The sequence below is a fragment of the Streptomyces sp. NPDC047002 genome (assembly GCF_040704505.1).
GTDB lineage: Bacteria > Actinomycetota > Actinomycetes > Streptomycetales > Streptomycetaceae > Streptomyces.
Genome location: NZ_JBEYWC010000019.1, coordinates 77,922 through 102,984, shown reverse-complemented (window position 1 = coordinate 102,984; position 25,063 = coordinate 77,922). Strand labels below are relative to the sequence as shown.

24 protein-coding genes are annotated in these 25,063 nt (G+C 75.6%); 18 read left to right on the top strand and 6 right to left on the bottom strand.

Annotated elements, in window-relative coordinates:
* The first annotated feature begins 594 nt into the window (after positions 1–594).
* Genes AB0910_RS19050 through AB0910_RS19015 form a run of 8 tightly spaced genes read left to right on the top strand, consistent with a single transcriptional unit; the run spans position 595 to position 10,363 of the window.
* Positions 595–1,800 carry a glycosyltransferase family 4 protein gene (locus AB0910_RS19050; protein ID WP_366745771.1) on the top strand — a complete coding sequence of 402 codons (1,206 nt, stop codon included), beginning with the start codon at positions 595–597 and terminating at the stop codon, positions 1,798–1,800.
* Entirely contained in the window at positions 1,797–3,359 is a 1,563-nt protein-coding gene (locus tag AB0910_RS19045) for an exopolysaccharide biosynthesis polyprenyl glycosylphosphotransferase (protein WP_366745770.1), read from the top strand. The genes AB0910_RS19050 and AB0910_RS19045 overlap by 4 nt, the downstream gene beginning before the upstream one ends.
* On the top strand, positions 3,359–4,750 hold the full coding sequence (locus tag AB0910_RS19040; RefSeq protein WP_366745769.1) for an O-antigen ligase family protein: 1,392 nt from the start codon (positions 3,359–3,361) through the stop codon (positions 4,748–4,750). Before AB0910_RS19045 ends, AB0910_RS19040 begins: the two co-directional genes overlap by 1 nt.
* Positions 4,747–6,498 carry a lipid II flippase MurJ gene (locus tag AB0910_RS19035; RefSeq protein ID WP_366745768.1) on the top strand — a complete coding sequence of 584 codons (1,752 nt, stop codon included), beginning with the start codon at positions 4,747–4,749 and terminating at the stop codon, positions 6,496–6,498. Before AB0910_RS19040 ends, AB0910_RS19035 begins: the two co-directional genes overlap by 4 nt.
* Entirely contained in the window at positions 6,488–7,315 is an 828-nt protein-coding gene (locus AB0910_RS19030) for a polysaccharide deacetylase family protein (RefSeq protein ID WP_366745767.1), read from the top strand. The genes AB0910_RS19035 and AB0910_RS19030 overlap by 11 nt, the downstream gene beginning before the upstream one ends.
* Positions 7,312–8,451 carry a glycosyltransferase gene (locus AB0910_RS19025; RefSeq protein ID WP_366745766.1) on the top strand — a complete coding sequence of 380 codons (1,140 nt, stop codon included), beginning with the start codon at positions 7,312–7,314 and terminating at the stop codon, positions 8,449–8,451. Before AB0910_RS19030 ends, AB0910_RS19025 begins: the two co-directional genes overlap by 4 nt.
* Complete coding sequence (locus AB0910_RS19020) at positions 8,448–9,116, top strand: lipopolysaccharide biosynthesis protein (RefSeq protein ID WP_366745765.1); 669 nt, start codon at positions 8,448–8,450, stop codon at positions 9,114–9,116. Before AB0910_RS19025 ends, AB0910_RS19020 begins: the two co-directional genes overlap by 4 nt.
* Positions 9,113–10,363, top strand: a complete 1,251-nt coding sequence (locus tag AB0910_RS19015) for a GNAT family N-acetyltransferase (protein WP_366745764.1) — start codon at positions 9,113–9,115, stop codon at positions 10,361–10,363. The genes AB0910_RS19020 and AB0910_RS19015 overlap by 4 nt, the downstream gene beginning before the upstream one ends.
* Before the next feature lie 41 nt (positions 10,364–10,404).
* Here AB0910_RS19015 and AB0910_RS19010 read toward each other — a convergent pair whose 3' ends face one another.
* The gene (locus AB0910_RS19010; RefSeq protein ID WP_366745763.1) at positions 10,405–11,610 is read right to left on the bottom strand and encodes a glycosyl hydrolase; all 1,206 of its coding nucleotides are present in this window, start codon (positions 11,608–11,610) and stop codon (positions 10,405–10,407) included.
* A 174-nt stretch (positions 11,611–11,784) separates the two neighbouring features.
* Here AB0910_RS19010 and AB0910_RS19005 point away from each other — a divergent pair, with 174 nt between their 5' ends.
* Together AB0910_RS19005 and AB0910_RS19000 are read left to right on the top strand one after the other, a co-directional pair.
* A complete protein-coding gene (locus AB0910_RS19005) occupies positions 11,785–13,086 on the top strand; it encodes an ATP-grasp domain-containing protein (protein ID WP_366745803.1) in 1,302 nt (433 codons plus the stop codon).
* 90 nt (positions 13,087–13,176) lie between these two features.
* Positions 13,177–14,457 (top strand): FAD-dependent oxidoreductase, encoded by a 1,281-nt coding sequence (locus tag AB0910_RS19000; protein ID WP_366745762.1) that lies wholly within the window; start codon positions 13,177–13,179, stop codon positions 14,455–14,457.
* 70 nt (positions 14,458–14,527) lie between these two features.
* Here AB0910_RS19000 and AB0910_RS18995 read toward each other — a convergent pair whose 3' ends face one another.
* The 3 genes from AB0910_RS18995 to AB0910_RS18985 form a co-directional block, all read right to left on the bottom strand.
* Positions 14,528–15,628 carry a chaplin gene (locus AB0910_RS18995; protein ID WP_366745761.1) on the bottom strand — a complete coding sequence of 367 codons (1,101 nt, stop codon included), beginning with the start codon at positions 15,626–15,628 and terminating at the stop codon, positions 14,528–14,530.
* Positions 15,629–15,760: 132 nt separating this feature from the next.
* Positions 15,761–15,997 (bottom strand): chaplin, encoded by a 237-nt coding sequence (locus AB0910_RS18990; RefSeq protein ID WP_366745760.1) that lies wholly within the window; start codon positions 15,995–15,997, stop codon positions 15,761–15,763.
* A 316-nt stretch (positions 15,998–16,313) separates the two neighbouring features.
* Positions 16,314–16,721 carry a rodlin gene (locus tag AB0910_RS18985; protein WP_366745802.1) on the bottom strand — a complete coding sequence of 136 codons (408 nt, stop codon included), beginning with the start codon at positions 16,719–16,721 and terminating at the stop codon, positions 16,314–16,316.
* 217 nt (positions 16,722–16,938) lie between these two features.
* Between AB0910_RS18985 and AB0910_RS18980 the strand changes: the two genes are divergently transcribed.
* The 3 genes from AB0910_RS18980 (at position 16,939) to AB0910_RS18970 (ending at position 18,871) form a co-directional block, all read left to right on the top strand.
* The gene (locus AB0910_RS18980) at positions 16,939–17,349 is read left to right on the top strand and encodes a rodlin (RefSeq protein ID WP_366745759.1); all 411 of its coding nucleotides are present in this window, start codon (positions 16,939–16,941) and stop codon (positions 17,347–17,349) included.
* Between the two features lie 187 nt (positions 17,350–17,536).
* A complete protein-coding gene (locus tag AB0910_RS18975; RefSeq protein WP_366745758.1) occupies positions 17,537–17,944 on the top strand; it encodes a rodlin in 408 nt (135 codons plus the stop codon).
* A 129-nt stretch (positions 17,945–18,073) separates the two neighbouring features.
* Positions 18,074–18,871 (top strand): exodeoxyribonuclease III, encoded by a 798-nt coding sequence (locus AB0910_RS18970; RefSeq protein WP_366745757.1) that lies wholly within the window; start codon positions 18,074–18,076, stop codon positions 18,869–18,871.
* On the opposite strand, the gene AB0910_RS18965 is transcribed toward AB0910_RS18970, so the two are convergent.
* On the bottom strand, positions 18,868–19,584 hold the full coding sequence (locus AB0910_RS18965) for a MerR family transcriptional regulator (RefSeq protein WP_366745756.1): 717 nt from the start codon (positions 19,582–19,584) through the stop codon (positions 18,868–18,870). The genes AB0910_RS18970 and AB0910_RS18965 overlap by 4 nt on opposite strands.
* A gap of 169 nt (positions 19,585–19,753) precedes the next feature.
* On the opposite strand from AB0910_RS18965, the gene AB0910_RS18960 reads away from it, so the two are divergent.
* From AB0910_RS18960 to AB0910_RS18945, 4 genes are all read left to right on the top strand, one after another.
* Complete coding sequence (locus AB0910_RS18960; RefSeq protein WP_366745755.1) at positions 19,754–20,095, top strand: hypothetical protein; 342 nt, start codon at positions 19,754–19,756, stop codon at positions 20,093–20,095.
* A gap of 131 nt (positions 20,096–20,226) precedes the next feature.
* Positions 20,227–21,774 (top strand): NAD(P)/FAD-dependent oxidoreductase, encoded by a 1,548-nt coding sequence (locus tag AB0910_RS18955; protein WP_366745754.1) that lies wholly within the window; start codon positions 20,227–20,229, stop codon positions 21,772–21,774.
* Positions 21,774–22,679, top strand: a complete 906-nt coding sequence (locus AB0910_RS18950) for an alpha/beta hydrolase (RefSeq protein ID WP_366745753.1) — start codon at positions 21,774–21,776, stop codon at positions 22,677–22,679. The genes AB0910_RS18955 and AB0910_RS18950 overlap by 1 nt, the downstream gene beginning before the upstream one ends.
* Entirely contained in the window at positions 22,676–23,590 is a 915-nt protein-coding gene (locus tag AB0910_RS18945; protein WP_366745752.1) for an SDR family oxidoreductase, read from the top strand. The genes AB0910_RS18950 and AB0910_RS18945 overlap by 4 nt, the downstream gene beginning before the upstream one ends.
* A 96-nt stretch (positions 23,591–23,686) precedes the next feature.
* Here the strand turns inward: AB0910_RS18945 and AB0910_RS18940 are convergent, their stop codons facing one another.
* Positions 23,687–24,082 carry a VOC family protein gene (locus tag AB0910_RS18940; protein WP_366745751.1) on the bottom strand — a complete coding sequence of 132 codons (396 nt, stop codon included), beginning with the start codon at positions 24,080–24,082 and terminating at the stop codon, positions 23,687–23,689.
* Positions 24,083–24,210: 128 nt separating this feature from the next.
* On the opposite strand from AB0910_RS18940, the gene AB0910_RS18935 reads away from it, so the two are divergent.
* The gene (locus AB0910_RS18935) at positions 24,211–24,999 is read left to right on the top strand and encodes an IclR family transcriptional regulator (RefSeq protein WP_366745750.1); all 789 of its coding nucleotides are present in this window, start codon (positions 24,211–24,213) and stop codon (positions 24,997–24,999) included.
* Positions 25,000–25,063: the final 64 nt, after the last annotated feature.

Here is a 25,063-nt window from a genome sequence, read left to right as displayed (position 1 = left end):
CAACAGGCAAACGAATCGCCGGACGTGAATGCCCGACGTAGCGATCAACGCGCGGAGGTCCGATCGGTTGCTGCCCCGAATGAGTGAAGCCTGATCTCTTCTGCCTGGCCGCGACCGTGGCGGCCGGGGCGCGCCAGCGTGCCTCCGGCACTTTCACCATCCGCTCTGTAAAGGTGCCTATCGGTTCGGGCCGGCCGCTTTCCGGCCGGCTGTCCGGCCCTCTGGCGGGAGGTTTCTGTGCGGACGCGGATCACGCCGACGGCGCGGATCACGTGGGTCATGCCGGCGGTGCCCGCGGCTTCGGCGCCGTATGCCCGCCCCGCGCGCCGTCCGCCCCGCGACGGCCGGATCAAGAGACAACCCTTTTATGCGAACAATCGTGGCGGAGGGTCAGGTGCGTTCGATTCCGGAACCGCTCCATCCGGGGTGGCAGAACCTTTTTGCGTTCGATTGGCCGCCGGGCGTTACCCCGTTCGAGCCGATGCGTTCTTCGTACGGGCGGCAACCGGGGGGTGACCGGAATCCCGCGCCTCGGCAGAGGTGACCGCGAAGGCTTTCCCGCCCACGAGTGGAAAGAAGTGGAATGACGTGCGCGTGACGTCGGGCAGATCCGGGGCCAAGGCCGGCTTCACCGCACTCCATCTCGTCCAGCCCCTCGACGGCGGTGTGCCGCGCGTGGTCGCCGACCTCGCCGCGGCGCAGACCGCCGCGGGACTGCGCGTCGTCGTCGCCTGCCCGCCCGGCAGCACCCTCGCGCCCGCCGCTGCCCGCGCGGGCGCCGAGGTGCTGCCCTGGGCCGCCACCCGGGAGCCCGGGCCCTCGCTGCCGGGCGAGGTGCGCGCGGCAGCCCGCCTCATCGACGCCGTACGGCCCGACGTCCTGCACGCGCACAGCGCCAAGGCAGGGCTCGCGGGGCGGCTCGCCGTGCGCGGCCGCGTCCCCACCGTCTTCCAGCCGCACGCCTGGTCCTTCGAGGCGGCGGACGGCGCCCTGGCCCGCGCGGCACGCGGCTGGGAGCGGTGGGCCGCACGCTGGAGCGACGCCGTCGTCTGCGTCAGCGAGGCCGAGCGCGCCACCGGCGTGCGCGCCGGGGTGCGCGGCAGGTTCCACGTGGTGCGCAACGGCGTGGACACCCGACGCTTCACCCCGCAGGCGCCACCGGGCAGCGGTCCGCCGCAGCCGCTCGCCGGCCTCGGCCCCGAGGGCCTCGACCTCGAAGCGGGCAGGGACGGCGCGGCGGCCCCCGTCGTGGTGTGCGTCGGCAGGCTCTGCCGCCAGAAGGGGCAGGACGTGCTGCTGCGCGCCTGGGAGTCCGTCGCGCGCGAGGTGCGGGGCGCGCGCCTCGTGCTCGTCGGCGAAGGCCCCGACGCCGCGGCGCTGCGGGCCGCGGCCCCGCCGTCCGTCCTCTTCGCCGGCTCCGTCGCCGACACCGCGCGCTGGTACCGCGCCGCCGACCTGGTGGTCCTGCCGTCCCGCTGGGAGGGCATGGCGCTCTCCCCGCTCGAAGCCATGGCCTGCGGGCGGCCCGTCGTCGTCACCGACGTCGACGGCGCCCGCGAGAGCCTGCCGCCGGGCCACGCCGACGCGTGCCTCGTGCCGCCGGAGGACCCCGCCGCGCTCGCTGCGGCCGCCGTCGCGCTGCTGCGCGACCCGGCGCGGCGCGCCGCGCTCGGCCGCCGGGCCCACGACCACGTCCTGAGCACCTTCGACGTGCGGCTGACCGCAGAGGCCATCGCGGGCGTCTACCGCGAGGCCACGGGCGCGCCGCACCCTGACCGCAGGGAGCCGATCCCCCAGTGAGCACGGAAAGCACCAGTGTTCCCTCGCCCTCGGGGCCCGCGCGCCGCTCCGGGACCACCGCGGACCGCGGCGTCGTCGCCGCCCCGCCGAGGGGCCGCGCGCGCGACCACGCGCCACGCGGCCTCGACCCCGCGGGGCGGCTCGCACCGCCCGCAGGGCGCGCGCCCGCGGGGGCTGCCGTGCTGCGGGCGCTCCCGGCCGCCTGCGCCGATCTGGCGGGTGTGCTCGCCGGGCTCGCCGCCGTGCGCGGCGGCGGGGCGCCGGGCGCGGCCGACGCCGCGCTCGGGGTGCTGCTCGCCGCGTGCGTGACGGCGCTCAACGCGTACGGCGGGCTGTACGAGCCGCCCCTCAACCCCGCGGTCCTCGACCGGCTGCCCGCGCTCGCCGCGCGGGTCGGCATCGCCTGGTGCGTGGCAGCCGCCGTGTGCGAGGCGGTGTTCCCCGGCGCCGAGGTGTGCGCGCCCGCGGTCCTCGCCGTGGGGGCCTGCGCGCAGCTCGTCACGGCGTGCGTGGGGCGCGCGGCCGTCCACGCGCGGGCGCGGGCCCGCGCCGCGAGCCGGGCGCGCTCCACGCTCGTGGTGGGCACGGGCGCGCGGGCGCGCGCCGTCTGCGCGCTGCTCGCCCAGCACCCCGAGTACGGCCTGCGGCCCGTGGGCGTCGCCTGCGGCACGCCCCCGGACGCGGCGGGGCCCGGCGGCCGGCTGCCGGTGCTCGCCACCGCCGAGGAGGTGCACAGGGCCGTCGTCCAGAACGGCGTGCAGGAGGCCGTCTTCGTCGGCCCCGACGTCTTCTCCGCCCCCGGTGAGCCCGCGGCCGCGGGCCCGGCGCCCGCCGAACTCCTCGCGCTGGTACGGGCGTACGGCTGTGGCGTGCTCTGGGTCGGCGACGGCGGCTGGGCGCCGGGCGCCGCGCGCCCCCGGATGACCGACCACCTGTGGGGCTTCGCGATCCGCCGGATCGACGATCCCGCGCCCGCACCGCGCGGCAGCCGCGCCAAGCGGCTCCTCGACATCGCGCTCGCCGCGCCCGCGCTGGTCGCGCTCGCGCCCGTGCTGCTCGGCTGCGCCCTCGCCGTACGGTTGCTCGACGGCCCCGGCGTGCTGTTCAGGCAGGAGCGGGTGGGGCAGGACGGCCGCCTGTTCACGCTGCTGAAGTTCCGTACGCTGCGGCCGGCCGACGAGCACGAGGCGGCCACCCGCTGGAACATCGCGGGCGACCACCGGATGAGCGCCGTCGGCAACATCCTGCGCCGCACCTCGCTCGACGAGCTGCCGCAGCTGTGGAACGTGCTGCGCGGCGACATGAGCCTCGTCGGGCCGAGACCCGAACGCCCGCACTTCGTCGCCAACTTCAGCAAGACGCTGCCCGGCTACGCGGCCCGCCACCGGATGCCGGTCGGCATCACCGGGCTCGCCCAGGTGCACGGGCTGCGCGGCGACACGTCCATCGAGGACCGCTCGCGCTTCGACAACCACTACATCGACCACTGGTCGCTGTGGCAGGACGTCTGCATCCTGGTGCGCACCGCGCTCTCGCTCGTCCGCCCGGCGGGCAGCTGATGAGCGCGCCGGCGCCCGTGGCGGTGCACGCGCCCGCGCCCGCCGCGTCCGTACGCGCCCCGGCGGCGCCGCGTACGGCCGCCTGGTGGCGGCGCCACGCGCACCTGCTGCCGGTGCTCGCCGTGCTCGCGCTGCTCGCCGCGCCCGCGCCGCCGGGCGGCGGCGCGGCCGAGGGCACAGGCACGGTCGCCGACGCGGCGTCGGGGGTGCTCGTGCTGTTCTGCGCCGGGCGGCTGCTGCGGCGGCGCGAGCGCCCCCTGAGCAGGACGGCGGCCTTCGTGCTCGGCGCTCCGGTGGTCGGCGTCGCGCTCGCCGCGATCACCTCCCAGGACCCGGCGTTCAGCCTCGCCGGGGTCCCCCGCTACCTCCAGGTCTTCGTCCTCGTGCCCGCCTCGCTCGTGCTGCTCGTGCGCGACCGGCGGGACTTCGGCGTGGTCGCCTGCGGGCTCGTCGGCCTCGCCCTGGTGGAGGGCGCGGTCGGCGCCGTGCAGTACGCGACGGCCACCGGCGCCTCGTACGAGGGCAAGGACATCCGCGCGGTCGGCACCTTCGGCGCCACCGACGTGATGGGCATGGCGACCGTCGTCTCGTACGGCCTGATCATCGCGGTCGGGTACGCGCTGGACGGCGGCGGCACCGCGCGCCGCCGGGGCGCCGCCCTGGCCTGCGCCGCGCTGCTGTGCGTGCCGCTGCTGCTGTCGTTCAGCCGCGGCGCGTGGATCGCCACCGCGGTGGTGCTCGTGCTGATGCTGCTGGCCACGGGTGTGCGGCGGGCGCTGGCCGCCGCGCTGGTGGCGGGGGCGCTCGGGGTGGTGCTGATCGGCGGCGCGGGCGTCGGCTCGCAGCTGGTCTCCCAGCGGCTCGACTCGATCACCCAGGTCACCGACGACCCCGACCAGTCCGTCACGGACCGGTACACGATGTGGGCGGCTGCGGTCGACATGTGGCGCGACGACCCGGTGACGGGCGTCGGGCTCAAGGGGTTCCCCGCGCACCGCGACGCGCACGCCTCGCTCGCGCTCTCCTCGGGCAGCGACACCGACGGCGCGGGCGCGGGCTTCGAGCGGCAGCCGCTGCTCTCGCCGCACAACATGTACCTGCTGGTCCTCAGCGAGCAGGGCCTCATCGGGGTGGTCGCGCTCGTCGGCAGCTGGCTCGCGGTCCTGGTGTGCGCGCTGCGCAGGCTGCCGCGCGCCCGCAGGGCCGGGCGCGGCGCGGGCGCCGCCGTGCTGGTGTGCGGGCTGCTTGTGTGGCAGCTCATCGACTTCGCCTACGCCGACATCGGCGGCCCCTCCACGGTCCTGACGGCCGTGATGCTCGGCCTGACGGCCGCCTGGGCGCTGGGCCGCGGCGCGCACGGCACCGCACCGGGGGAGGCGCCGCGCCGATGAAGGACACGGCGGCCCCGAGCCCCCAGCCCGCGGACGCGGCCCCCGCGCCCGCGGTACCCGCGCCTGCGCCCGCGCGCACCGCCTCGCCCGCGCCCGCGCGCGCGACGGCGCCCGGCCCGGGGAGCGCGCCCGGCCCGGCGCCGGAGGCCGTGGAGGCGAGCGCGCCCGCCCCCGTGCTCGCGCGCGAGGCCGCTGCCGTCCGGGAAGAGGGCGCCACCGGGCGGCGGTTCGGGCGGGCCGCGCTGGTCACCGCCGTGCTGACCGCGCTGGGGGCGCTGCTGGGGCTGGTGCGTGACCAGGTCATCGCGCACCTCTTCGGCGCGGGCGCGGAGAGCGACGCGTTCCTCGTGTCGTGGACCGTGCCAGAGGTCTCCTCCACGCTGTTGATCGAGGACGCGATGGCGCTGATCCTGGTGCCCGCCTTCAGCCTCGCCGTCGCCCGCGGCTCCGTGCGCGCGCTGCTGCGCAGGACGCTGCCCGCGCTGTGCGGCGTGCTCGGCTGCATCGCCCTGCTGGTGATCGCGGGGGCGCCCTGGGTGGTGGACGCGCTCGCCCCGGGGCTGCCCGACCACCGGCTGGCCGTCGACTGCACGCGCGCCACCGCGACCTGCGTCTTCACCTTCGGGCTCGTCGGCTACTTCAGCGCGGCCCTGCGCGCGCACTCCCGCTTCCTCGCCCCCGCCGCGATCTACGTCGCGTACAACACCGGCATCGTCGTCACCATGGTGCTGCTGCCCGGCGCCCTCGGCGTGCGGGCCGCCGCGATCGGCGTCGCCGTCGGCGGCGCCTGCATGGCCGCGATCCAGGCGCCCTCGCTGTGGCGCCGGGTGCGGGCCGCGGGACCCGCGCTGCCCGGCGCCCGGGTGCCGGGCGTCGGTGTCGCGCTCGTCGCGCCCGTCATCGTCTTCGCGCTCAGCCGCCAGGCGCAGGTCCTCGTGGAGCGCTTCCTCGCGGCGCCGCTGCCGGCGGGCGCCATCTCGCATCTCAACTATGCCCAGAAAGTCGCGCAGTTGCCGATGACGCTGTCGCTGATGCTGTGCACCGTCACCTTCCCCGTGGTCGCGCGCGCGATGGGCGCGGGCGACACGGAGACCGCGCGCCGCCGCGTCGAGCGCGACCTCGCGACCGCGGCGGTCGTGGTGCTCCTCGGCACCGCGCTGGTCACCGCCTGCGCCCCGCAGATCGTGCACATCCTCTTCCAGCGCGGCGCGTTCGACGCGGCGGACACCGCGGCCACCGCGTCCGTGATGCGGGTGTACGCGCTCGGCCTGCTCGGCCAGACCCTCGTCGGCGCCCTCGTGCGCTGCTACTTCTCCGCCGCCCGCCCCCTGTGGTACCCGGCGCTCGCGATGCTCGGCGGCCTCGCCCTCACCACCGTGTCGGGCGCCGCACTGGTGCGGGTGTGGGGCGTCCTCGGCATCGCGGCCGCCAACGCGCTCGGCATCAGCCTCACCGCCGTCCTGCTGCTCACCGGGCTCGGCGGGCGCAGCGTGCCCGTCCGCGTCCCGCACGTCGCCGCCGGGCTCGCCAAGCTCACCGCCGCCGCCCTCGCCGCCACCGCCGCAGGGCGGCTGTGCGCGGGCGCCCTGCCCGACCCGTACCTCGCCACCGCGGCGGGCGCGCTCGCCGTCGCCGCCGTCTTCCTCGCCGCCGCTGCCGCCCTGCGCGCGCCCGGTGCCGTCGCCGTGCTCGCCGCCCTGCCCCGTACCGCACGCACCCTCACACGAAAGCTCCCCGATGCCCGCTGACAGCCCGTCCGCAGGTCCCCTGTGGGCAGCCATGTACCACTCGGTCGCCGACTTCGCCGACCCCGCGGACGACCCGTACCGCGTCACCGTCACGCCGGGGCGCCTCGACCGCCAGCTGCGCTTCCTGCGCAGGCGCGGCCTGACCGGCGTCAGCATGGAGCGCCTGCTGCGGGCCCGCGCGGCGGGCACCGCCGCCGGGCTCGTCGGCCTCACCTTCGACGACGGTTACGCCGACTTCACCGAGCACGCGCTGCCCGCGCTGCTGCGGTACGGCTTCACCGCGACCGTCTACGCCCTGCCGGGGCGGCTCGGCGGCACCAACGCGTGGGACCCGCTCGGCCCGCGCAAGCCGCTGCTGACCGAGGACGGCATCAGGGCGGCGGCCGACGCGGGGATGGAGATCGGCTCGCACGGCCTGCTCCACACCGACCTCACCGACCACAGCGCCGTGGGCACCGAGCTGCTCGCCGCCGAGACCGCCCGCAGCCGCGCCCTGCTGCGGGAGATCACCGGCGCCGACGTGACCGGCTTCTGCTACCCGTACGGCGCCGTCGACCGGCGCGCGGTCGACGCCGTGCGCGCCGCCGGGTACCGGTACGCGGTCGCCATCGACCCCGGCCCGCTCACCGGCCTCTTCGCCCTGCCGCGCGTGCACGTCGGCCAGCAGGACACCGGCGCGCGCCTCTTCCTCAAGCGGGCGCTGCACGGCAGGCGCCGCGAGCCCGTCCCGTACGGGCCCTACCCCGAACACGAGCCCGCCGAGCCCGCCGGGCCCGCGGCACCGCACGCCGCCACCGGAGAGGGGGCCGCGCCGTGAGGGTCCTCCATGTCATCACCGGCCTCGGCATCGGCGGCGCCGAGCAGCAACTGCGGCTGCTGCTGCGGCATCTGCCCACCGACCACGACGTGGTCACGCTCACCAACCCGGGCGCCGTCGCCGCGGGGATCGCCGCCGACGGCGTCTTTGTGCGCCACCTCGGCATGGCGGGCAACCGCGACCTCGCCGCCCTGCCCAGGCTCACCGGCCTCATCGGCCGCGGGAGATACGACCTGGTCCACACGCACCTCTACCGCGCCTGCGTGTACGGGCGGTTCGCCGCCCGCCTCGCCGGGGTGCGCGCCGTCGTCGCGACCGAGCACTCCCTGGGCGCCCGGCAGATCGAGGGCCGCCCCCTGTCGGCGGGCGCCCGCGCGCTCTACCTCGCGGGCGAGCGCCTCGGCTCCGCGACCGTCGCCGTCTCCGACACCGTCGCCCGCCGCCTGGAGCGCTGGGGCGTGCGGCACGACCGCATCCACGTCGTGCCCAACGGCATCGAGGCCGCACGCTTCGGCTACGACGCGAAGGCGCGCCGCGCCACCCGCGAGCGGCTCGGGCTGCCGCAGGGCGCGTTCGTCGTCGGCGGTGTGGGCCGCCTCACCCGCGGCAAGCGCTTCGACACCCTCGTACGGGCCGTGGCCGAACTGCCCGGTGCCCGGCTGCTGCTGGTCGGCGAGGGGCCCGAGCGCGACGCGCTGCTGAGCGTGGCACGGCGGCGCGGCGCGGCGGACCGTCTTGTGCTCACCGGCGCCTGCGAGGACCCGCCGTCCGCGCCGTCCGCGCTCTCGCTGCCCGCGCTGCTCTCCGCGATGGACGTGTTCGTCTCGCCCTCGCCCGACGAGGCGTTCGGCCTCGCCGTCGTGGAGGCGCTCGCCGCGGGGCTGCCGGTGCTGCACGTCACCTGCCCCGCCCTGCACGACCTGCCGACCGAGGCCGCGCCGGGCGCCCGGCAGATCTCCGGCTCCGTGCCGGAGCTGACCGCCGAACTCCGCGACCACCAGCAGCGGTTCGCCGCCGGGCGGCACGACAGGCTGCCCGCGCCGCGCGCCGCACACCACTACGACATCGCGCACAGTGCCGAGCGGCTGATGGCCGTCTACACCATCGCCACACGAGGAGCGAGTGACCGATCATGACCGAGAAGACACCGGAGAAGCCCGCGCGGCCCGCCCTCCTCGACCGGCTGCGGAGGGTGCCGCTGTGGACCGTCGTCCCCGCTGCCGCCGTCCTCGGCGTCGCGGCGGGCAGCGTCTACGGAGCCCTCAGCACGGCCGAGTACACCGCGACGAGCTATGTGCTCGTCGTGCCCACCGACAAGTCGGACCCGACCGCCGCACTCGGCTTCGCCACCGCGTACGGCCGGGTCGCCTCGCAGGTCGCGGTACTCGGCGACGCGCAGGTGTGGGCCGGCGTGCCGGTCGCGCGGCTCAAGGAGCACGTCACCACGGCGACCTCGCCCGACGCGCCGATGATCTCCGTGACCGCCACCGACGCGAGCCCCACCACCGCGGTGAACATGGCGGACGGCGTGGCCCGCGCCCTCGTCGCAGGCGGCGGCCACCTCCAGACCGACACCAACGTCAAGGTCCTCCAGTTCTCCCGGGCCGTGAAACCCACGGCGCCCACGTCCCCCTCCACCCCGCTCGCCGCGCTCGTCGGCGGCTGCGCGGGCGGCCTGCTGGGCGCGCTCGCCCTGCTCGTACGGCCGCGGCGGCGCGGCGCTGCGGAGACGTACGCGCAGGTGCCGGGGCCCGCGACGGCGCACGCAGGCGGCCACACGCCCCAGCCGGAAACGGTGTGACGGCCCCAGGGCACGCCACCGCTGAGCCCGCGGACACGGCCGCAACCGCCGTGCCGGGGCAGCGGGGCGCCACCGGCCTCACCGTCCACGTCCACCGCGACACCGACGACTTCGCCGCGCTCGCCGAGGAGTGGGACGCCCTGTTCGCGCGCTGCCGCACCGCCACCCCGTTCCAGAGCCACGCCTGGCTGTACTCGTGGTGGCTCTCGTACGGCACCGAGGGGCGGCTGCGGATCGCCGCCGTGCGCGGCGAGGGCGGGCAGCTGCTCGCGCTCGCGCCGCTCGCGCTGACGTACCGTCCGTTCCCCGTCCTGGTGCCGCTCGGCGGCGCGCTCACAGACTTCTGCGACGTGCTGCTCGACGACGCCTGCCCCGACCAGGCGGCGCACGCGCTCGCCGAGGCGCTGCGCGGCGCGGCCCGCGGCGCCGTGCTCGACCTGCGCGAGGTGCGTCCTGGCGGCGCGGCCGAGCGGATCTTCGCCCAGTGGCAGGGCCCGCGCCGCCAGCTCGCCGACTCGCTCTGCCTCGAACTGCCGGGCGCGCCCGTCGCCGACCTGATCGGGCGGCTGCCCTCGCAGACCGGCCAGCGGGTGCGCTCCAAGCTCCGCAAGGCCGACAAGCTCGGCATCGAGGCGCGGCCCGTGCCCGCGGACGAGGTGCCCGCGGCCGTCGGCCGGCTGCTCGGGCTGCACCGCCGCCAGTGGGCGGGCCGCGGCGTCAACCCCGAGCACCTGACCGACAGGTTCGCCGAGCACCTCGCACGCGCGGTGACGGCCATGACCGTGCGCGGCCAGGCGCGGGTCACGGAGTTCCGGCTCGGCGGCGACCTCGTGATCTCCGACCTGACGCTGCTCTCGCCCCGCCTCGCGGGCGGCTACCTGTACGGCGCGGACCCCGCGCTGCGCGACCGCAAGGTCGACGTGTCCGCTGTGCTGCTGCGCAACAGCGCCGGGCACTTCGGGCCCGGCACACCGCAGGGCGCCGTGCTGAGCATGCTGCGCGGCACCGAGGCGTACAAGGGCCACTGGCGGCCCGAGCCCGTGCGCAACAAGCGGCTGCTGCTCGCGGCGCCCGCGCAGCGGCCCGCACTCGCCGCGCTCGCCACCGGCGTGGCGGCGCGCCGCACGGCGGCCGGCGCGGTCAAGCGGTGGCGGGCCCGCGGCGCGGCCCCCGCCACGGCGGCGGCGAGCAGCACGCCCGCGGGCGCCGAGACGGCGAAGGGCGGCGGGGGCGCCGGGCGGGCATGACCCGCACGGCGCCCCCGCCGGGGCCCGTTTGCGCCTGCGGGTCAGTACCAGGCGTGCCACCAGCCGGACGGGACGCAGACCTTCCCGCCGAGCCAGGACTCGAGCCAGTCGCCGAGCGGCACCTCGGTGCAGCCGGGCGAGTCCTGGTCGGCCGGGGGCTTCGGGGGCTTCGTCGGATCCGTCGGCGGGGCCGGCGGCTTCGTCGGCTCGGTCGGCGGGTCCACCGGATTGGCGCCCCGCCCGTACAGCGTGTCCCTGAACACCTTCGCCGACTTCGGATTCGCCCCGCACTCCCGCACCCCGTGCGGGCAGTAGTCGGTGAGCGTGTTGTAGAGCGGCTTGTACGTGTCGAACCACTTCAGCATCGACGCCACGTACTGCGGATTGTCGCCGTTGCGGAAAAGCCCCCACTCCGGGTACGAGACCGGCTTCTTGTGGGCGGCGGCGAATTCCACGTGCGCTTTCAGGCCGTACGGCTCGTCGACCTCCTGCTGGAACGAGGTGCCGGGCGGCTGGTCGTAGGAGTCCATGCCGATCACGTCGACCACGTCGTCGCCCGGGTAGCACTGGGTCCACGGCACGGCGTCCCTGCCGCGGCTCGGCGCGAAGTCGAACTGGAACTTCTGCCCCGGCACGGACCGCATCGCGGCCACCACGCGCTTCCAGTACGCCTTCCACGCGGCCGGGTCGGGCCCGCACCTGCCGGTGTACGTCGTGCCGTTCATCTCCCAGCCGAGCACCACCACGGTGTCCGGCACCCCGAGGTCCACGAGCCGCTGCCCCAGGGCCTTGTAGTGCGCGTCGAACCGCCCTGCCGCGCCCTGCCGCAGTTCGGCGGCGACCTGGGCGTCGGGGACGTGGCCCTCGTTGTCGTCGAGCATCGGGACGTTGAGGACGAACATCCGGTCCGCCTTCGCCTGCTTCCACCGCGCCCAGTCCTGGAGGAAGTCGGCCTGGCCCTCGATGTCCGACCAGGACCCGCCCGGCAGATACGTGTGGCCGACCCGCAGCTCCGTGCCGCCGAGCCAGCTCTGCATCGCGGCGAGCGCCTGCACGCCCCGCGCGTCGGAGTCGGTGAACGCGCCGAACGCCGGCCGCGCGGCCGGCGGGGGTTTCGCCGTCTCCGCTGCGCCTCCGGGCCGCGGCTCCACGGCGAAACCGGGCGCGGGCAGCGCCGCGGCGGCGAGGAGGCCTGCCACGGCGGTGCCCGCACAAGTGACCGCGATACGGCGACGCGAATGGGCCATGACTGCTCCTCGGCGTGCGATGTCATTACGGTGGCCGCGGGCGGTCCGCGTCCACGCTGAAAACAAAAGTATTTCTATTGCGCCGAACGGGAATCCGGTCCCGCCCTTTCCTGGTCCGTTCGTGCATTTCATCCCTCTGATGGGCCATCGGAAAGCGAAGAAGGGGGCGCGTTGCTGCCGACCTTTGACACCAGCACACCCGCCGTACTCGTACGGCTCGACCGGAACCCCTTCCACCACGGCACCCTCGGCGCGGTCCGCTCGCTGGGGCGCGCGGGCGTCGAGGTGCACGCCGTGACCGGCGCGGCGGCCGGCCCGGTCGCCCGCTCGCGCCACCTGGCACGCGCCCATGTCGCACCGCCGGGCACGGCAGACCTGGACGGCGTGCACCGGCTGCTGCGCACCGTCTCGGAACGGGTGGGCAGGCCCGCGGTCCTGGTGCCGCTCGACGACGTCACCGCGCTCGCGGCCGACGCGCTGCGCACCGCGCTCGCCGGCCGCTACCTCCAGCCTGAGCAGCCGTCAGGGCTCGCCGCGCGGGTCGCGGACAAGGCCGAGCTCGTCGCGGTCTGCGCGGAGCTCGGCGTGCCGCACCCGCGTACCGCGCTGCCCTGCACCCCGGCGGAGGCGGCGGCCGCCGCCTGGTCGCTCGGGCTGCCCGCGGTCGCCAAGTGGAGCAGGCCCTGGCTGCTGCCGCCCGGCTCCGGCCTGCGCTCCACCCGGCTGCTGCGCTCGGCGCGCGAGGCCCGCGACCTCCAGGCGCGCGCCGCCGAGGCGGGCAGCCGCCTGCTGGTGCAGGAGTTCCTGCCGCCGGGCCGCGGCCTCGACTGGTTCTTCCACGGCTACGCGGGCAGCGGCCCCGCCTGCTTCCCCGGTGCCACCGGCCGCAAGGAGCGGTCCTGGCCCGCGGAAGCGGGTCTCACCGCGGTCGGCAGATGGCTGCCCAACCCCGCTGTCGACTCCGCGGCGCGCCGTGTCGTCGCCGCGCTCGGCTACCGGGGCATCCTCGACCTGGACTTCCGGCTCGACCCCGGCACCGGCGCCTACCACCTGCTCGACTTCAACCCGCGGCCCGGCGCCCAGTTCCGGCTGTTCACCGACGGGTCGGGGCTCGACGTCGTCAGGGCGCTGCACCTGGATCTGACGGGGCGCCGGGTGCCGCCCCTCGCACCGGCGCACGGGAGGAGCTTCGTCGTGGAGAACTACGCGCTGCTCTCGCTCGCCGGGGCCCTCGCCGCGCGGGCCCGTCGGCGCACGGGCCGCGGTGCGGGTGCCCCGGCCGCCCGCGGGACGGGCGGGGGCGGCACCGAGGCCGCGTGGTGGGCCGCGGACGACCCGGGGCCCGCCGCCGCGATGGCCGCCGCGTGGACCCGGCACGCGGTGCGGCGCGCCCTGCCGGCCCGGCGCCGCCCGCCCGCGGCGCCCCCGCAGGCCGCCGCCACGCGGCCCGAGCAGCGCCCGACGACGACCGCGTGACGGCCGCGCAGGGCGACGGCCGCATGAAAGAGCGCGTGGAAGACCGCATGAAGAAGACCGCATGACGACGACACAGGAAGCGGTACCCCCATGTACGACCTGGTAGTTGTGGGCGCAGGGCCCTACGGCCTGTCGATCGCGGCCCACGCCGCCCGCGCAGGACTCGACGTCAAGGTCTTCGGCAGGCCGATGGCGTCCTGGCTCGACCACATGCCGCCCGGCATGTTCCTCAAGTCGGAGCCGTGGGCGTCCAACCTCTCGGACCCGGACGGCGCGCACACCCTCGCCGCGTACGCCGAGGCCCTCGGCACCCCGTCCCGGCACGGCGTCCCGGTGCCGGTGCGCTTCTTCGCCGCCTACGGGCTCTGGTTCGCGGGGCGCGCGGCGCCCCCGGCCGACGAGCGCGAGGTGGTCTCCGTACGGCCGGGACCCGGCGGCTTCGTGCTGACGACGGCGGACGGCGAGCCGGTCGTGGCGCGCACGGTCGCCCTCGCGGTCGGCGTGATGCCGTTCGTCGACGTGCCGGAGGCGCTGCGCGGACTGCCGGCGGAGCTGGCCTCACACAGCAGCCACCACGCCGACCTCGGCCGCTTCGCAGGGCGCGACGTGACGGTGGTCGGCGCGGGCCAGGCGGCCCTTGAGACCGCGGCGCTCCTCGCGGAGCAGGGCACCTCGGTGCGGGTGGTGGCGCGCTCGTCCGCGCTGAACTGGAACACCCTGCCGCCCCCGCTTCTGCGCCCGCTGCCCGAGCGGCTGCGCGGCCCGCACACCGGCCTCGGCTGCGGCTGGAAGAACTGGCTGTACGCGGAGGCCCCCGGAGCCTTCAGGCGGCTGCCCGCCGCCACCAGGGCCCGGGTCTTCACCTCGGCGCTCGGCCCGGCGGGCGCGTGGTGGCTGCGGGAGCGCTTCGAGGGCGCGGTCGAGGTGCGGCTCGGCGAGCGGGTCGCCGCGGCCGAGCCCGCGGGCGGCGGGCTCAGGCTCGGCCTCGCCGGCGCGGACGGTGCCCGTACGCACGTCGAGACCGACCATGTGATCGCGGCGACCGGCTTCACCCCGACGCTCGGCAGGCTCGGCCTGCTCGCGCCCGAGCTGCGGGGCTCGCTCGCGACCGTCGACGGCAGCGAGGGCCCGGAGGCGAGCGGCCTCTTCGAGTCCTCCCACCCGGGCCTCTTCCTCGCCGGGCTGCTGAGCGCGCCGTCGTTCGGCCCCTCGATGCGCTTCGTGTACGGCGCCACATACACGGCCGAGCGGCTGGTGCGCGGGGTGCGGCGGCGCCTCGGCGCCTCGGGCGGCGCGCCCGGCCTGATCACGCAGCGGGCCGGCGCGGAGAAGCTGCCGGCGCGCGGGCGCCCCGCCGAGGCCACGCCCTGAAACGCGGGAGGCCGGGAGAGCCGGTGGGCTCTCCCGGCCTCGCCGGGGACGTACGCGGTCCGACGCCGGGTCAGCGGCGGGCGCGGGCCGCGGCGGTGCCGCGGCGGTACAGGACGGTGCCGCCGAGCAGCAGGCCCGCGCTGAGCGCGCCCGCCCCGAGCAGGTCGGAGTCCGCCCCGGTGTGGGCGAGCTGCGGCGTCTGCGGCGTGGCCGGCGCGGGCGGGACGTAGGACGTGTGCACCGGCGGGGGCGGGGTGTGGCGCACCGGCGGGGGCGGCGGCGTGTGGTGATGGTGGTGCGGCGGCTGGGGCGCCGGGGGCTGGTGCGGGTGGTGCTGCGGCGGGGCCGGGGTGCTCCCCGTCTCGCAGTGGTTGCCGAACGCCGGGTTGAGCAGGCCGACGATGTCGATGGTGTTGCCGCAGGCGTTGACCGGGATGTCGATCGGGAGCTGCGCGAGGTTGCCGGAGAGGACGCCGGGGGAGCCCTGCGCGACGGCAGCGGCGTGGGAGCCCGAGCCCGCCTGCGCCGACGGCCCGCCGTGCTGCTGGTGGCCGCCTCCGTACCCCTGGTGGTCGCCGTGTCCGCCGTCGGGCCCGCGGTGCTGCGCGGCGGCGACCGGCGCGGGGGCGGCCGACCTGGTCGGGGTGGTGCCGTGGGCGGGCGCGGGCTGCTGCGGAGTGCCCATCGGCGTGGCCGGGGACGGGACAAGACCGGCGGAGCCGTCACCGGGGCGCGGGGCCGGCTGGTGCACGGGGGCGGGCAGCGTCGTGGGCGCTTCCGCGCTGTGGGCACCGCCCGCCGCGGGCGCGGGGGCGGCTGAGCGGTCGGCGGCCGGGGCCGCCGAGCGGTCGTCCGCCGGGGCCTGCTGCCCGTGGGTGCGCGCCATGGCGTCCTGGTACGCCTGCTCGTACTGGCGGTGGGTGTGCCGCTGGGTCACGTTGGCGCACTTGTTGCCGAACGCCGGGTTGCCCACGCCCGCCGCGTCCACGGTGTTGCCGCAGAGGTTCACCGGGATCTCGACGGGTACCTGCACGTTGTTGCCGGACAGCACGCCGGGGGAGCCGGTCGCGGCCCCCTGCGCGTCGGACGCGAAGGCGTGTCCGCCGCCGAGGGACAGCACACTCGTCGCCGCTGCGGCCGTGAGCAGCCCTTTGCTGATGAGGTCTCGCATCTGGTCTTTTCTCTCCTGCTGACAGGTTCGGCACCGTTGCGGGTCGCCGGGCCGCCGCACCGGGCGGCCGGATGCGCGGGCCCCCGCGCGCGGCCTTCGCCGCACGCGGGGGGAACCGCGGGAGGGCCGACGTCAGTCGGCGTTGACGCAGGTGTTGCCGAAGGCCGGGTTCAGCAGCGCGATCACGTCGACGCTGAGGCCGCAGGCGTTCACCGGGATGTGCACCGGGATCTGGACGACGTTGCCGGAGAGCACGCCGGGCGAACCGGCGGCGACGGCACCGGCACCGGAGTCCGCCATCGCGGGAGCCGCGGCACCGACCGCCATGAGCACCCCGGCGACGGCCGAGGCGGCCTTCATGTACTTCATGGTGAGCCCTTTCCGCAGCGGGAAACACGCGTCCGCACGACTTTCGTGGTCCGCGGGCCGCCTTGTTCACCGGCCCGTAAAGCCGCTGCGGGAACTCCAACGAGCGGAAAGTGGCGAGGAAACTGTTGGGTATTGCGGCGCGCGGCGCGTTCACTCGATTGCCGCGCACGGTGCGGCCCGCGCGCCCCCGTCGTGCCTTTCGCGCGGGCGCCGGGTTCCGGCGCCGGGGCCTTTCGGGCGGTGTCGGGGACCTCATGCGTACGGCCGGCCCGGGGGCGCTGTGCCCCGGGCCGGCCGCATGCCGTGCGGGTGCGGATCAGCCGTTGGCCGTGCCGTTGCCCGAGAGCACCGGGATCTGGTCCGCGAGGTGCGACAGGTCCTCGTCGCCCTTGCTCTGCGTCGAGTTGTCGGCGCACTGCTGGTTCTGCGGGTTGGACAGGGCGTCGATGTCCTGGACGGTGACCGGCACGAGACCGACCAGCGAACCGACGTTGGCCTTGACCGGGACGCCGAGGCAGAGCGCGTTGAGCGAGCTGCCGACGAGCGTGGCCTGGGGGCTCAGGTCACCCTTGGCCGAGGAGTTGCCGAATGCCTGCTCGGCGCCGTTGCCGCTGGCGGAGGTGGTGCCGTGGCTGTCGCCCACCGCCATCGCCTGCGGCGCGAGGGCGGCCGAGGCGCCGATCACGGAAGCGGCGATCGCGGCCCCGGCCATCATCTTCTTGATCACGGTGTGCTTTTCCTTTTCTCAAGAATGCAAGTGGTGCGTCCTGTACCAACCGCGGGTTCCGGCTTTGGTTCCGCTTTGTCACCCGATCGGCTTGCGGGGGCGCACGGACGCGACCACTGGGCCATTGGGGTGAATGCCAAGAACCAAACCCGTGGCGCGTAGTTGCTCAGGGGGCCCCGGCCAGTTGGGGCATCCACCAGAATGGGGACTCATCGTGATCAAGAAGGTTATGGCGGGAGCCGCCGTCGCCGCTTCCGTGGTGGGCGCCTCGGCCGCCCTCGCGCCGCAGGCGATGGCCGTCGGCGACAGCGGCGGCACCACCTCGCTGAGCGGCAACGGGGCCGCGCAGTACTACGGCAACTCGGCCACGTACGGCAACATGAGCCCGCAGATGGCGCTCATCCAGGGCTCCCTGAACAAGCCCTGCATCGGCCTGCCGGCCAAGGCCAACCTCGGCTCGCTCGTCGGTCTCGTGCCGGTCTCCGTCCAGGACATCAACGTCCTGTCGAGCCCGCAGAACCAGCAGTGCACCGAGAACTCGACGCAGGCCAAGGGTGACGAGGCGCTGTCGCACATCCTCGACGACATCCCGCTGCTCTCGGGCAACGGCACGGCCAACCACTGACCGTCCGCTGAGCCGGCCGGGGTGTGCGGCGCGACGCAGCTCCGCCGCCCGCCCGGCCGCCCTTGTCTAAGCGCGGTGACCCACCGCGGTGGGCCGTCCGGGGGAAGGCGCGCAACCAACCCCCGGCGGCCGAGTTGAATGAATCGGACTCCACCGGTGGAGTCGGACTTTCCGGAAAGGTATTCAAATGAAGAAGCTGTGGGCAACCGCTGTGGTCGCCGCCTCGCTGGTCGGTGCCACGGGCGCCGCGGCCGCTCCGGCCCTGGCGGTCGGCGACGACTCCGGCACGGTGTCGGCCAGCGGCAACGGCTCGAAGCAGGCCTTCGGCAACTCCTCGACCGACGGCGACATGAGCCCTCAGCTGAGCCTCATCGAGGGCACGCTGAACAAGCCGTGTGTCGGCCTGCCGCTCAAGGCCAACGTCGGTTCGCTGGTCGGCCTCGTGCCGGTCACCGTCCAGGACATCGACGTCCTGTCGAACCCGCAGAACCAGCAGTGCACCGAGAACTCCACCCAGGCCAAGGGCGACGAGCCGCTGTCGCACATCCTGGACCAGATCCCGGTCCTGTCGGGCAACGGCGTCGGCAACCACTGACGTACCGCGTACTCCGGGTCTTTCGTGCGGGTCGTGCCCCGCACGACCCGCACGTAAGGCCCCAGGGCCCGGTCCCGCGCACACCGCGCGGGGCCGGGCCCTGCGTCGTGCGGTGTGTAGTGTGCACGGGTGCTCACCGTGACTTCCGTGAATGTGAACGGCCTGCGCGCCGCGGCGAGGAAGGGCTTCGTGCCGTGGCTCGCCGGGACCGCAGCCGACGTGCTCTGCCTCCAGGAGGTACGGGCCGAGCCGGGCCGGCTGCCCGAAGACGTACGGGCGCCCGAGGGGTGGCACACCCTGCACGCGCCGGCCGCGGCGAAGGGCCGCGCGGGCGTCTCGCTCTACTCGCGCAGGGAGCCCGACGCGGTGCGGATCGGCTTCGGCAGCGCCGAGTTCGACACCAGCGGACGGTACGCGGAGATCGAGCTGCCCGGTGTCGTGGTCGCCAGCCTCTACCTGCCGTCGGGCGAGGTGGGCACGGAGCGCCAGGAGGAGAAGTACCGCTTCATGGAGGAGTTCTTCGCCCACCTCGTGGAGGTGCGGGCACGGGCCGCGGCGGACGGCCGCGAGGTGCTGGTGTGCGGCGACTGGAACATCGCGCACCACGAGGCCGACCTGCGGAACTGGCGCGGCAACCGGAAGAACGCGGGCTTCCTGCCCGAGGAGCGCGCGTGGCTCTCCCGCGTGTACGGGGAGGCCGGCTACGTGGACGTGGTCCGTGCGCTCCACCCGGACCAGGAGGGCCCGTACTCCTGGTGGTCGTACCGCGGCCGGGCCTTCGACAACGACACGGGCTGGCGCATCGACTACCACGCCGCGACTCCGGGCCTCGCGGCGCGCGCCGTCAAGGCGGGCGTCGAACGCGCCGCGACGCACGCCGAGCGCTGGTCCGACCACGCGCCGGTGACCGTGGTCTACGGGGACTAGGCGGTTTCGTCCCTGGCGCCGTCGGAGCCGGGGTCCTGGACGCTCCCGGGTGCGGCGATGCGGTGGTCGAGGGCGAGGGAGAGTTCGGCCTCGACGACGCTGCGGGCCAGGGGGCGCAGGGCGTTGGGGTCGGCGGCCGGGGCGTGGGTGCGCAGCAGGTCGGTGAAGAGGGCGGCGAGGGCGTCGGCGTGGGCGCGTACCTCGCGGCCGGCGGCGAGCACGGCGGAGAGTGGGACGCCCGTGCGCACCAGGGCCGAGGAGACTTCGAGCAGGCGGCGGCTCATGTGCACCAACTGGTCGCCCTCGGTGGCGAGATAGCCGAGGTCGAGCGCCGCGGCGAGGTTCTCCGGGGTGACCTCGGCCCCGAAGTAGTCGGCCATCTCCTCGGGCGAGAGGCTGACGGGCGTCTCCTCGGTGGGCGCGTCGGCGCCGAGCACGTCGTGGATGCCGCGCCCGCTCTCCAGCGCCGCCGCGAGGTCCGCGATCCCGTTGAGTGTGTGGCCGCGTTCGAGCAGCGCGGCGATCGTGCGGAGCCTGGCGAGGTGGTGTTCGTCGTACCAGGCGATGCGGCCGGAGCGGCGCGGCGGCGGCAGCAGGCCGCGCTCGCGGTAGTAGCGCACGGTGCGCAGCGGCAGGCCCGCGGCCTCGGCCAGCTCCGCCATGCGGTACTCGCGCACCCCGCCGTCCGCCGGGCCCTGGTGATCGTCCGCCATGTTGGCCAGCTTAGACCGTGCCGCGGCGGCGGCCCGGGACGAGCCGGGTTCCGCCGCGCTCGGGCGAATGGTGCGGCCCACCTGCAAAAACCGTGTGGGCGCGTGCGGTCGCCCGCCCGTCGGCCGTCGCCGCCAGGGGACGCGCCGTCACACAGGGGAGAGGACCGCGATGGCCGACCGCCGCGATGTGGAGGAGTCCGCCGCGTTCGCGCGGGAGTTGCGCGAGGAGTACGAGCGGCGGGTACGCGCGCTGGGCCGTGCGGCGGCCGAGTACCTCGCCGCGGGCGGCGACGCGGAGAGCGTCGCGCGCCGGGTGCACGCCGAACGGCGGGCCCTCACCGCGGTGTTCAAGGCCCGCACGCCCGAGCCGCTGCGCAGCCGGGTCCGCGCGCGCACGCCCGCCGTCTACGGCGACGAGATCGGCCCCACGATCGACTGCCTCAGGGCGCGCGGCGCCACCTGGGAGGAGACCATCAGCGGCGCGAGCCGCCCGGGACCCGGCCTGGGGTGACCGCCTCCGCGGCGCCGCCCCGCCGCGCGTACCGCGGGTAACCCGGCGGTGCAGCACCCCTACCCATCGGTATGGAGATGCCCTACGCTCCCACCGTGCCAGTGATTGCTGGCGTGGTTGGGAGGCGAAGCATGGGACAGCACAAGCACGTGCGCGTGGCGGTGATCGGGTCCGGGTTCGCCGGGATCGGCGCCGCGGTACGCCTGCGCCGCGAAGGCATCACCGACTTCGTGGTGCTCGAGCGCGCCGACTCGGTCGGCGGGGCCTGGCGGGACAACGACTATCCGGGGTGCGCCTGCGACGTGCCCTCGCACCTCTACTCGTTCTCGTTCGCGCCCAACCCCGACTGGCCGCGCACCTTCTCGGGGCAGCCCTACATCAGGGCGTACCTGGAGGACGTCGTCGACACCTTCGGCATCGGCCCGCACCTCAGGCTCGGCCACGAGGTCACCTCGCTGCGCTGGGACGAGGACGGGCTGTACTGGACGGTGCGCACCGCGCACGGGCGCACGTACACGGCGGACGTCGTCGTCTCCGCCGCGGGACCGCTGTCCGACCCGAAGACCCCGGACATACCGGGGCTCGCCGCCTTCCCCGGCCGGGTGTTCCACACCGCGCGCTGGGACCACGGCTACGACCTGCGCGGCAAGCGCGTCGCCGTCGTCGGCACCGGCGCCTCGGCGATCCAGGTCGTGCCCGCGATCCAGCCCGAGGTCGCGCGGCTCACCCTCTTCCAGCGCACCCCGCCGTGGGTGATGCCGCGTCGCGACCGGGCGATCAGCCGCTTCGAGCGCGCCCTGCACCGGGCCGTGCCGTCGGCCGCGACCCTGCGCCGCCAGGGCCTGTGGGGCGTGCGGGAGCTCCAGGTGCAGGCGTTCACCCAGCACACCGGCGAACTCGGCATGGTGGAGGCGCTCGGCCGCCACCACCTCGCCAAGGCGATCGCCGACCCGGGACTGCGGGCCCGGCTGACGCCCTCGTACCGGATCGGCTGCAAGCGGATCCTGCTGTCCAACACGTACTACCCGGCGCTCGCGCGGCCCAATGTGGACGTCGTCGCCGCCGGGCTCGCCGAGGTGCGCGGCAGCGAGCTGGTCGGCGCCGACGGCACGACCGCCGAGGCCGACGCGATCGTCTTCGCCACCGGCTTCCACGTCACCGACATGCCGATCGCGGACCGCGTCGTCGGCACCGGCGGGCGCACCCTCGCCCAGAGCTGGAGCGAGACGGGCATGCGCTCGCTGCGCGGCGCCGCGGTCGACGGCTTCCCCAACTGGCTGACGATCATCGGGCCCAACACCGGCCTCGGCAACTCCTCGATGATCCTCATGATCGAGGCGCAGCTGAACTACCTCGCCGACTATCTGCGCAAGCTCGGCACCCTCGACCGCGGGGGCCGCGGCCGCCGCGCCGCGCTCGACGCCCGCCCGCGCGCGGTGCACTCCTGGACGGAGCAGGTGCAGCGCAGGATGGCCCGCACCGTGTGGAGCACCGGCGGCTGCACCAGCTGGTACCAGGACGCCGAGGGCCGCAACACCACCATGTGGCCCGGTACCACTGGGGAGTTCAGGCGGGCGACCCTGCGGGTCGACCCGGCCGAGTACGACATCGTCCGGCAGCCCGACACCGCGGCGACGCCCGCAGCGGCCGGCGCGGGCGCGAAGGAGGCGGTGCGGTGATGGACCCGATCGCACGGATCCCCGGCCCCGCGCGGGTGTTCGAGGCCGTCTCGGCCGACGGCTCCCGGCTGCACGTCGCGTCGTACGGGCCCGACGGCGCGCCCGCCGTCGTCCTGGCCCACGGCTGGACCTGCAACACCGCCTTCTGGGCCGACCAGATCGCCGACCTCGCGGCCGACCACCGCGTCGTCGTCTACGACCAGCGCGGCCACGGCGCGAGCCCGGCGGGCGCGCCGGAGGACTACAGCGCGGAGGCGCTCGCCGACGACCTGGAGGCCGTGCTCGACACGGCGCTCGAACCGGGCGGGCGCGCGGTGCTCGTCGGGCACTCCATGGGCGGCATGACGATGATGGCCGCGTCGGGGCGGCCCGCGTTCCGCGCGCACGCCGCCGCCGTCCTGCTGTGCAGCACGGGCGCCTCGCGGCTGGTGGCCGACGCGCGGGTGCTGCCGCTGCCGGCCGGCCGGCTGCGCACCGGGCTCACCCGCCGCGTCCTCGCGGCGCGGGCACCGCTCGGGCCCGTCACGCCGCTCTCCGTACGGCTGCTGCACTACGGGACCATGGGGCCGGGCGCGCCTAAGGACCGGGTGCGGCGGTGCGTGGAGATGGTGCACGCCTGCCCGCGGGGCGCGCGCACCGGCTGGTCCCGGGTGCTTGACACGCTCGATGTGGAGCTCGGCATACGGGAGTTGACCGTGCCCACCGCGGTCGTCTGCGGTGACGCCGACCGGCTCACGCCGCCCGTCCACGCGCGCAGGATCGCCGACGCGCTGCCCGACTGCGTGGATCTGAGGGTGCTGCCTGGCGTCGGGCACATGAGCCCGATGGAGGCGCCCGGTGCGGTGACCGCGGCGATCCGCGCGCTCACCGCCGCCCATCTGGAGCGTACGGAGGAGGTCGCATGAAGGGCACGGACAGCGGGGCGGGGACGGCCGGGCGGCGGCCGGTGCTCGAAGGGCGGGTCGCCGTCGTCACCGGCGCGGCCCGGGGCGTCGGCGAACTCCTCGCACGCAAGCTGTCGGCGCGCGGCGCCACCGTCGCCCTCGTCGGCCTCGAAGAGGACCGGCTCAAGCTGGTCGGGGAGCGGCTGCACGGGCCGTACGGCCACTGGTACGCGGACGTCACCGACCACGCGGCGCTCGGCCGGGTCGCCCACGAGGTCGCCGGGCGGTTCGGGCGGGTCGACATCGCCGTCGCCAACGCGGGTGTGGCGACGGGGGGCCCGTTCGCCGGGTCCGACCCGGACACCTGGCGGCGGGTGATCGAGGTGAACCTCGTCGGCGGCGCCAACACCGCCCGCGCCTTCCTGCCCGCGCTGCTCGAAAGCCGGGGCTACTTCCTGCAGGTCGCCTCGCTCGCCGCGCTCACCCCTGCGCCGATGATGACGGCGTACTGCGCGTCGAAGTCGGGCGTCGAGGCGTTCGCCCACGGGCTGCGGTGCGAGGTCGGGCACCGGGGCGTGGGGGTCGGCGTCGGCTACCTGTCGTGGACCGACACCGACATGGTGCGCGGCGCCGACCGCGACGAGGTCATGCGCGAGCTGCGGCAGCGGCTGCCCTGGCCGTCGAACCGCACCTATCCGCTCGGCCCGGCCGTCGACCGCCTCGTCGCCGGGATCGAGCGCCGCGCGCCGCACGTGTACGGTCAGTGGTGGCTGCGCGGCATGCAGGGCGCGCGGCCCTACCTGCCCGGCCTGATCGCCACGGTCGGCAGGCGCGAGATGCGCCGCTTCGAGCCGCGCCTCGCGCGCGTCGGCCGCGGCCTCGTCGGCGCGGGCGGCCAGGCCGACGAGACGGGACGCCCGAGCGGGGGCTGACCCCGCGCGGGTGCGGGTTTGTGCAGGAGGGGCCGGGTCCGCAGGAGGGGCCGGGTCCGGGCTTCGGACCCGGCCCCGGCGCGCCCGGCGTGCGGGTCAGAACTTCCAGCTGCGGTCCGGGGTGGCGACGTCGATCTCGACGCCGTCCGGGTCGCGGAACTTGAAGAACCGCGGCGGCTGCTGCTCCTTGTCCTCGCCGTAGATCTCGATGCCGAACTCCTTGAGCGACTCGACGACGGCCGCGGTGTCGGCGATCTCGACGCCGATGTGGTTGGGGCCGAGCGTGCCCTGCGCCCAGGGCGCCGTCTGCACCCGCTCGTCGGGGCAGAGCAGTGAGTAGTTGACCTCTCCGTCGCTGAGGTCGAGTGCCTTGCCGGGGTAGTGACCCGGGGTGCGGACGTCACCGAGGCGCTGGAACCCGAACACCTTCTCGTAGAAGGTGGCCGCCTTCTCCAGGTCCTTCGTCACGATGCCCATGTGCCGGATCCGCATAGGTCCTCCATGTCTGGCTGAGAGAAACACTGTCCGTAGAGCGGACATCTGGAACTGTAAGCGCGCCCGGGCGAGACGGTCAACCCGCCTTGTCCTCCCTGCGGAAGTTCTTCTCTATGATGTCTGCTATGGAGAAAAGTCAGAGGTCTGACGGTGGGGCGACGGCCCCGAGCTACCCCATCTCGTCGGTGGACAACGCCCTGCGCCTGCTGCTGCTGTTCCGCGACTGCGACTCGGTGCGGCTGACCGAGGCGTGCGCCCACCTGGGGGTCGCGCACTCCACCGCGCACCGGCTGCTCGCGATGCTGGTGCACCACGGGTTCGTGCGCCAGGACAAGGGCACGCGCACCTACCGGCCCGGTCCCACGCTGGTCGGGCTCGGTCTCGCCGTGGTGCAGCGCATGGACGTGCGCGTCCTCGTGCGGCCGTTCCTCACCCGGCTGTCCGCGGAGTTCGAGGAGACGATCCACCTGGTCGAACTGGAGGGGAACCAGGTGCGGTTCCTCGACTCCGTGGAGAGCGACCGGGCGCTGCGGGTGGCGGCGCGCACCGGCAAGGTGCTGCCCGCGCACTGCACGTCGGCGGGGAAGGCGCTGCTCGCCGAGCTGTCGCGGGACGAGGTCCACGCGCTCTACCCGGACGGGAGGCTCACCGGGCAGACAGGCCAGTCCCTGCGCAGTCTGCGCGCCCTCGAAGCGGCCCTCGACGAGGTGCGCGCCCGGGGCTACGCCACCAACTTCGAGGAGAGCGAGGAGGGGGTCGGCTCCGTCGCGATCGCCCTGCCGGCCCAGGCCGGGCACGCGGGTGCCGCGATCGCCGTCGCGGTGCCGGTGAGCAGGCTGAACTCCAAGGTCGAGACCCATATCGTGCGTGCGCTGCGCGAGGTGCGCGAGGAGCTCGGCGAGGTCATGGGCTGAGCGCCCGCCCGCCGCCACCGCCCCGCGCCAACGCCGCGGGGGCCCGCCAAGTCGCGGGCCCCCG

Coding starts and splice junctions, on each gene's coding strand:
- AB0910_RS19000 (WP_366745762.1), top strand. CDS start 13,177: ATGTACGACCTGGTAGTTGTGGGCGCAGGGCCCTACGGCCTGTCGATC.
- AB0910_RS18965 (WP_366745756.1), bottom strand. CDS start 19,584: ATGGCGGACGATCACCAGGGCCCGGCGGACGGCGGGGTGCGCGAGTAC.
- AB0910_RS18975 (WP_366745758.1), top strand. CDS start 17,537: ATGAAGAAGCTGTGGGCAACCGCTGTGGTCGCCGCCTCGCTGGTCGGT.
- AB0910_RS18990 (WP_366745760.1), bottom strand. CDS start 15,997: ATGAAGTACATGAAGGCCGCCTCGGCCGTCGCCGGGGTGCTCATGGCG.
- AB0910_RS18955 (WP_366745754.1), top strand. CDS start 20,227: ATGGGACAGCACAAGCACGTGCGCGTGGCGGTGATCGGGTCCGGGTTC.
- AB0910_RS19010 (WP_366745763.1), bottom strand. CDS start 11,610: ATGGCCCATTCGCGTCGCCGTATCGCGGTCACTTGTGCGGGCACCGCC.
- AB0910_RS18945 (WP_366745752.1), top strand. CDS start 22,676: ATGAAGGGCACGGACAGCGGGGCGGGGACGGCCGGGCGGCGGCCGGTG.
- AB0910_RS18950 (WP_366745753.1), top strand. CDS start 21,774: ATGGACCCGATCGCACGGATCCCCGGCCCCGCGCGGGTGTTCGAGGCC.
- AB0910_RS19030 (WP_366745767.1), top strand. CDS start 6,488: ATGCCCGCTGACAGCCCGTCCGCAGGTCCCCTGTGGGCAGCCATGTAC.
- AB0910_RS19035 (WP_366745768.1), top strand. CDS start 4,747: ATGAAGGACACGGCGGCCCCGAGCCCCCAGCCCGCGGACGCGGCCCCC.
- AB0910_RS19020 (WP_366745765.1), top strand. CDS start 8,448: ATGACCGAGAAGACACCGGAGAAGCCCGCGCGGCCCGCCCTCCTCGAC.
- AB0910_RS18940 (WP_366745751.1), bottom strand. CDS start 24,082: ATGCGGATCCGGCACATGGGCATCGTGACGAAGGACCTGGAGAAGGCG.
- AB0910_RS18995 (WP_366745761.1), bottom strand. CDS start 15,628: ATGCGAGACCTCATCAGCAAAGGGCTGCTCACGGCCGCAGCGGCGACG.
- AB0910_RS19040 (WP_366745769.1), top strand. CDS start 3,359: ATGAGCGCGCCGGCGCCCGTGGCGGTGCACGCGCCCGCGCCCGCCGCG.
- AB0910_RS18935 (WP_366745750.1), top strand. CDS start 24,211: ATGGAGAAAAGTCAGAGGTCTGACGGTGGGGCGACGGCCCCGAGCTAC.
- AB0910_RS18960 (WP_366745755.1), top strand. CDS start 19,754: ATGGCCGACCGCCGCGATGTGGAGGAGTCCGCCGCGTTCGCGCGGGAG.